Source organism: Klebsiella sp. 28 (assembly GCF_018223905.1).
In the GTDB taxonomy this organism is placed as follows: Bacteria; Pseudomonadota; Gammaproteobacteria; order Enterobacterales; family Enterobacteriaceae; genus Klebsiella; species Klebsiella pneumoniae.
Genome location: NZ_JAGRQY010000056.1, coordinates 1 through 6,174 on the forward strand (window position 1 = coordinate 1; position 6,174 = coordinate 6,174).

The 6,174-nt window shown below is 64.7% G+C and carries 6 protein-coding genes and 1 pseudogene; 1 reads left to right on the forward strand and 6 read right to left on the reverse strand.

The annotated features are described in order from the left end of the window. Positions 1-484: MFS transporter (locus KHQ28_RS10150; protein ID WP_211777598.1), on the forward strand; the 484-nt coding region annotated here is incomplete at its 5' end. 6 nt (positions 485-490) lie between these two features. Here KHQ28_RS10150 and KHQ28_RS10155 read toward each other — a convergent pair. The 6 genes and pseudogenes from KHQ28_RS10155 to KHQ28_RS10180 all read right to left on the reverse strand — a co-directional run. Next, positions 491-1,582: an alkylhydroperoxidase domain protein gene (locus KHQ28_RS10155; RefSeq protein WP_023282632.1), complete on the reverse strand. Its 1,092-nt coding sequence runs from the start codon at positions 1,580-1,582 to the stop codon at positions 491-493. 9 nt (positions 1,583-1,591) lie between these two features. Beyond that, the gene (locus KHQ28_RS10160; RefSeq protein ID WP_004151236.1) at positions 1,592-2,578 is read right to left on the reverse strand and encodes a putative FMN-dependent luciferase-like monooxygenase; all 987 of its coding nucleotides are present in this window, start codon (positions 2,576-2,578) and stop codon (positions 1,592-1,594) included. After that, positions 2,578-4,194: an ABC transporter ATP-binding protein gene (locus tag KHQ28_RS10165; protein WP_032418914.1), complete on the reverse strand. Its 1,617-nt coding sequence runs from the start codon at positions 4,192-4,194 to the stop codon at positions 2,578-2,580. The genes KHQ28_RS10160 and KHQ28_RS10165 overlap by 1 nt, the downstream gene beginning before the upstream one ends. Further along, on the reverse strand, positions 4,191-5,039 hold the full coding sequence (locus KHQ28_RS10170; protein ID WP_032418915.1) for an ABC transporter permease: 849 nt from the start codon (positions 5,037-5,039) through the stop codon (positions 4,191-4,193). Before KHQ28_RS10170 ends, KHQ28_RS10165 begins: the two co-directional genes overlap by 4 nt. Further along, a complete protein-coding gene (locus KHQ28_RS10175; RefSeq protein WP_002906228.1) occupies positions 5,036-5,980 on the reverse strand; it encodes an ABC transporter permease in 945 nt (314 codons plus the stop codon). The genes KHQ28_RS10170 and KHQ28_RS10175 overlap by 4 nt, the downstream gene beginning before the upstream one ends. A gap of 10 nt (positions 5,981-5,990) precedes the next feature. Continuing rightward, a pseudogene (locus tag KHQ28_RS10180) lies at positions 5,991-6,174 on the reverse strand (TIGR04028 family ABC transporter substrate-binding protein); the annotation flags it as partial.

Here is a 6,174-nt window from a genome sequence, read left to right on the forward strand (position 1 = left end):
CTTTATGCTCAACGTCTCCGGCTTTGCTGAAAGCAAGATGATGCTGATTATGATGCTGGCGGGGCTGGGAATGGTGGTCGGCAATCTGTTCAGCGGCAAAATTTCCGGGCGCTACAGCCCGCTGCGCATTGCGGCCATGACCGACGGGGTCATTGCCGTGACGCTGCTGCTGATCTTTGCCTTCGGTGAACAGAAAGTCGCTTCGCTAGCGCTGGCGTTTATCTGCTGCGCGGGACTATTCGCCCTGTCAGCGCCGCTGCAGATCCTGCTGCTGCAGAACGCCAAAGGCGGCGAGATGCTGGGGGCGGCCGGGGGACAGATCGCCTTTAACCTCGGCAGCGCCATCGGCGCCTTCTGCGGCGGAATGATGATCGCCCAGGGCTTTGGCTGGAACAGCGTGGCGCTCCCCGCCGCCGCGCTGTCGTTTCTGGCGATGAGCGCCTTGCTCATCTATGGCTGTCATCAGCGGCGACAAGCTTACTAACGACGCCTACTCACGCCAGGGTTCGCCCAGGGTCAGCATCAGGCGGTTGGCCCAGGCGAAAAAGGCCGCGGACTGCAGCAGATCCAGCTGGGCCAGAGTATCTAAGCCCTGCTCATCAAGCGCCGCCAGATGATCGGCGTTTAATGCGGGTGGCGTCACCGATAGCGCGGCGGCGGCGTCGATTTCCGCCTGCCAGCGCGGCGATTGCCCGTCGCGCAGATCCTCTCCCGGCGTCACCGCCAGCAGCGTGTCGACGGCGGTCTCGTCCTTCGCCAGCTGCGCCGCTTTGCGGGCATGCACCGAGGCGCAGTAAATACAGCCGTTGATTTTACTGGCGACCGTGGCGGCCAGCTCGCGTTCGGCGCGCGGCAATCCTCCCGCGGTATAGAAAATGCCCTTATCGGTCAGGGTCCGCTGCTCCAGCACCGGCTGGTTGCGCGCCAGCAGGCGAAAGTAGGGGGAGTCGCTATGGCCATATTTGGCCAGAATCGCCTGTTCTTCAGCGTTGAATTCCGCCAGCGGTTTATCGGCCAGCCAGGGTTCCCAGCGCAGCTCGTCGCGGGTGAAGCGAACCGGGGCCGCTTTGCCGCTCTGCGCGTACGGGGTGGTATGCCAGTATCCGGCGACCAGCGGCGTATCTGCGCTGACGATGGGCTTATGGTTGAGCGCCCGCAGGCCCAGCAGCAGTCGGCTCTGGAAGCTGACAAAGGCTACCAGCTGCGCCAGGGTGACGATGCCCCGCAGGCTCCAGCCCGCGCTGGTTAAGGTGTGCAGCGCGCCGGGAGTGGCTTCAACGGGGGTGAAGGTGAGCAAGCGGGCAAAGGCCAGCGCCGGGACCAGACGATCGGTGGTCGGATCGGCGAGGCCGAAACCGGCATAGTGCGCCGCCAGCGCGTCCGCCTGGTGCAGTTTCGCCACCTTTGCGGCCACCGCGAAGCGTTCATCAAGAGGAAAGTCAGCGTCCTGCTGGCGGAACAGCACTTCATAACTTCCCTGGGCGTGACGGGTGGCGGCATCGCGGACGGCGCGCGCCTGATAAAGCGGGGAACCGGGGGTAATCTCCGCCAGTTCTGCCAGAATATCCTGACTCAGCGTCATGGGGACTCCTTATCTGATGTGGGGGGCAATATGCTGAGCGATCAGCTCAATGGAACGCAGCGTATCCCGGTGCGAAGGCTCGACCGAGTGCACCTGAAACGAAATATCGGTGGCGCGGGCCAGCACGCTGTCCTGCGCCAGGGAGGCAATAACATGCTCAGGATCGCCAACGTGGGCATCCAGCTGTTGCAGATAGTCGGTGACACTGTCACCTTCTATCGTATGACCCGCCGCCCGGTGCTGAGTTGCCTGCTTGCGCAGACCGGGCTCGGCGACCTGCAGGGCGTGGGCGAGACTGTCGGCGACGAAGGCGGTGCGCGAGGCGAGGATCCGCGGCGCAACGCCGTCCGGCAGCGCCGCCAGGTAGGCGTCGATGATCGGGTTCTGAATGGCGTCCAGCGGCAGGCGTGGCTCGCCGGGCGGCCGTGGCTGAGTGCGGGACAGCATCAACCCGTGTCCCGCCTGACCGGCGCGGATAGCGCCCTCCGCCGAGAAGGTGGCGATCCAGATACGCTCCGCCAGCTGCGGCGCCGGCGGATAGAGACGGTTGTCCGGGTGGCTCAGCGTGTCGCCGCGCCAGGCGCTATGGATCAGGTGCAGATGGTCGGCAAACGCCGCCCCGCGCTGCTCGCTGGTCAGGCCGAAGGGCAGAAACGAGGTTGGCGTGCCGCCGGAGCCAAAACCCACCTCCAGACGTCCGTCGGTGAGTAAATCCAGTACCGCTGCGTCTTCGGCGACGCGCAGCGGATTTTCCATCGGCAAGGTGATAATCGCTGTACCGAGGCGGATCCGGTCGGTCTGCGCCGCGACGTGGGCGAGAAACACCAGCGGTGAAGGCAGGCCGCCTTCCTGTTCATGAAAATGGTGCTGGGCAATCCATGCGCTGTCGAAGCCCAAACGCTCCGCGTGGCGGATCTGTTCGGCCGCCAGCCGGTAGCGCGTTTGCGCGGAGCCCTGATCGAGCAGACGGGTAAAAAAACCGAGGCGTTTAGGCATTATGCGTTCTCCGTGTGGGCCTGTGCTAAGCGGGGGGAAACCTGGGGAATGGCGGCGATCAGTTCGCGGGTGTAGGCCTGCTGCGGGGCGGCGAACAGGCGGTTTACGTCGCCATGCTCCACCACCTGGCCGGCGCGCAGCACCGTGACGCTGTCGGCGATCCGCCTGACCGTCGCCAGATCGTGGGTAATGAACAGGTAGCTCAGACCCAGCTGCTGCTGTAGCTGCTGCAGCAGGGCGAGGATCTGCGCCTGAACGGTGACGTCGAGCGCCGAAGTCGCTTCGTCAAGGACCAGTATCGCCGGCTCGAGGATCAGCGCCCGGGCAATCGCCACCCGCTGGCGCTGGCCGCCGGAAAGCTCCCGCGGCGTACGCGACAGCAGCTCGGGGGCCAGGGCCACCCGGGCGGCAACGCTCTCCACACGCTGGCGACGCGTCGCCGCGCTGAGGCGCTCAAAGTTTTTTAACGGCTCTTCGATAATCGCAAACAGCGTCTGGCGCGGGTCGAGCGAAGCGAAGGGGTTCTGGTAGACAAACTGGATTTTCCGCCGCAGCTGACGCTGCGCCTCGCGGCTGAGATGTCCGGCGTCGATACCGTCGATGATGACCTGTCCGGCGTCGGCGCGCTCAAAGCCCAGCAGGATCCGCGCCAGGGTGGTTTTCCCGGAGCCGGATTCGCCCACCAGCGCATGGGTGCTGCCGCGTCTGACCTCAAAGCTGACGCTGTCGAGCGCCTGCAGCGCCTGTTTGCCCAGCGAGAAGCGTTTGCTGATCCCCTCCACGCGAATGGCCGGCGTGGCCAGCGGCCGGTGACGCGCCGCCGTTAGCCTCAACGGCGCATCCTGCAGGTCGTGGAGCAGCTGGCGGGTGTAAGGATGCTGCGGACGCTGGACAATCGTCTCGGTGGCGCCTTGTTCCTGAATCTCTCCCTGGCGAAACACCATGATCCGGTCGGCGCGTTCGGCGGCCAGCGCCAGATCGTGGGTGACAAACAGCACGGCGGTACCCGACTCGCGACGCAGGATATCGAGCAGGTCGAGAATGCGCTTCTGCACCGTGACGTCGAGGGCGCTGGTGGGCTCGTCAGCAATAATCAGATCCGGCTGCAGGGCAATGGCGATGGCTATCAGCACCCGCTGTTTCATCCCGCCAGACAGCTGATGCGGATACTGGTCAAAACGCTGTTCCGGGTGGCTGAGACCGACTTTAGCGAGCAGGTTAAGAACCTGCTGTCGGCGCTCAGCGGCGGAGAGGGACTGATGCAGCCGCAGGATCTCTTCCACCTGCTGACCAATGGTTTTTACCGGGTTGAGCGAATTACCGGGATCCTGCGGGACCAGGCTGATGCTCACTCCGCGCAGGCGGTTCAGGCGTTTATCCGACCAGTCGCTAATCACTTCGCCATTGAGGACAATCCGCCCGGCATCCCGGCGGGCATTATCCGCCAGCAGGCCGATAATGGCCTGCGCGGTGGTGGTTTTCCCCGAGCCGGATTCTCCGACGAAGGCCAGCATTTCGCCGCGCTGGATGGAAAAGCTGATGTTGTGCACCACCTCGCGCCATTCGCCCCGCGAGCGGTAGCTGATGCGTAGATCTTCAACGGACAGAACGGTCATGGGCGTGCTCCACTCCACTGGCGGCTAAGACGATTGGCGGCAAGGACCACGGCGACCACGGCGAGGCCGGGGAAGGTGGTCAGCCACCAGGCGGTTGACAGGTAATTGCGACCTTCGGCGATCAGTAGTCCCCACTCCGGGACCGGCGGCGGAGTGCCGTAGCCGAGGAAGCTGAGGGTGGCCAGGGCCAACATCGCCTGACCGAACTGCAGCGTCGCGAAAGCAAGCACCGCAGTGAGCGAGTTGGGCAGAATATGGCGCCAGAAGACGGCGAAAAAAGTGCCGCCGCTGCCCCGGGCCGCCTCGACGTAATCGCTGTGGCGCACGCGTACCACTTCTGCTCGCGCCAGGCGCGCGAAGCTGGCGATAGCCGCGATGCCAACCGCCACCGCCGCATTTACCGTGCCGAAACCCAGCAGAATAATCACCGTGAGCTGCAGCAGCAGGGAGGGGATGGCCAGCAGGACATCGACCAGGCGCATGATGGTGGATTCCACGCGTCCGGCCAGCGCCCCGGCGAGGGTGCCAAGAGCGGTGCCCACCACCAGGCCGATGGCGACGGCGATCAGCGCCGCCGACAGGGAATGCACCGCGCCGTAAACCACCCGCGTCCACAGGTCGCGCCCCAGCTGGTCGGTACCCAGCCAGTAGTGCGCCTGCGGCGCCAGGCGCTGAGCGCCGGGGATCCCCTCCAGCGGGTTAGCGGAGGTAAGCCACTGTGGGGCAATGGCCATTAACAGGGCGGCGATCATCACCGCCCACGCCAGCCACAGGCCAGGCTGCAGGCGCACTCTACGCCACTCCGGGCGGCGGCGAACCGCGATGGTATAGTCGACCAGGCTCATTTCGCACCTCCGGTCTGTAAATGGAGTCGGGGATCCAGTCGCGGCATGACCAGGTCGACCAGCAGGTTGATCAGGACGAAACCGAGGGCGGAGATCATCACCACCGCCTGTAGTACGGCGATATCCTGGTTATTGACCGCCTGCTGGGTCAGCTGGCCGAGGCCGCTGCGGCCGAAGACGGTCTCGGTGATCAGCGCCCCGGCAATCAGTTCGCCGAGCAGCAGCCCGGCAATATTCAGCGCCGGCAGCAGGGCATTCCCCATCACATGGCGCCAGAGGACGCCCGTTTCGCTCATGCCCTTGGCGCGGGCGACCGCGACGAAGGGCTGAACCGCCACCTGATCCATGCTGCGCATCAGGATCTGCGCCAGTGGGGCGGAAATGGGCAGTGCGACGGCGATAACCGGTAAAATCAGTCCTTCCAGTGGGCCGGGGTTGATTACCGGGATCCAGCGCAACTGAAACGAGAAGAGCTGGATCAGGGCGATACCCAACCAAAAGGTAGGTAGAGAGATAAACAGCACCGGTAGCGACTGCAGAAAATTGCTCAGCCAGCGCAGCCCCGGCAGCCGCGAGGCGAAAGCGAGGGCGAACGCCAGCGCCACGGCCAGCAGGAAGGCCGGCAGCGCGAGGCTTAAGGTATCCGGCAGGTTGCTGGCAATCAGACTGCTGACCGCCAGACCCGCCTGCAGGGAATAGCCGAAGTCGCCGTGCAGCATCGCCAGCAGCGTGTGCAGGTACTGGCGCCACAGCGGGCTATCGGCGCCGTAGGCCAGCCGCATCTCCGCAATTTGCGCCGGGCTCAGGCCGAGGTCCGGGTTCTGAAACTTGATCAGCACCGCATCCCCCGGCAGGACCTGCAGCAGGAAAAAGGTGAGGGTAAAGGCCGCCCACAGGACCAGCAGCCCCTGGCCGAATCGTCGCAGAAGATAAGCGCTCATAACCGGCCTCTTAGTGCTTGTCCAGCCACGCGCCGTAGAACGACGGACGACCGACGGCCTCGAAGCTGACGCCTTTGACCCACGGCGCGCCGGCGAACACCTGCGGCTCTTCGAAAATAGGGATCACATAGGCGTTATCGATCAGATAGCGCTGGGCGTCGCCGGTTAACTGCAAGCGCTGCTGCGGCTCTACC

What these genes read in the sequence shown, in the direction of transcription:
- KHQ28_RS10165 (WP_032418914.1), bottom strand. Translation starts at nt 4,194, where the DNA reads ATGACCGTTCTGTCCGTTGAAGATCTACGCATCAGCTACCGCTCGCGG.
- KHQ28_RS10160 (WP_004151236.1), bottom strand. Translation starts at nt 2,578, where the DNA reads ATGCCTAAACGCCTCGGTTTTTTTACCCGTCTGCTCGATCAGGGCTCC.
- KHQ28_RS10170 (WP_032418915.1), bottom strand. Translation starts at nt 5,039, where the DNA reads ATGAGCCTGGTCGACTATACCATCGCGGTTCGCCGCCGCCCGGAGTGG.
- KHQ28_RS10155 (WP_023282632.1), bottom strand. Translation starts at nt 1,582, where the DNA reads ATGACGCTGAGTCAGGATATTCTGGCAGAACTGGCGGAGATTACCCCC.
- KHQ28_RS10175 (WP_002906228.1), bottom strand. Translation starts at nt 5,980, where the DNA reads ATGAGCGCTTATCTTCTGCGACGATTCGGCCAGGGGCTGCTGGTCCTG.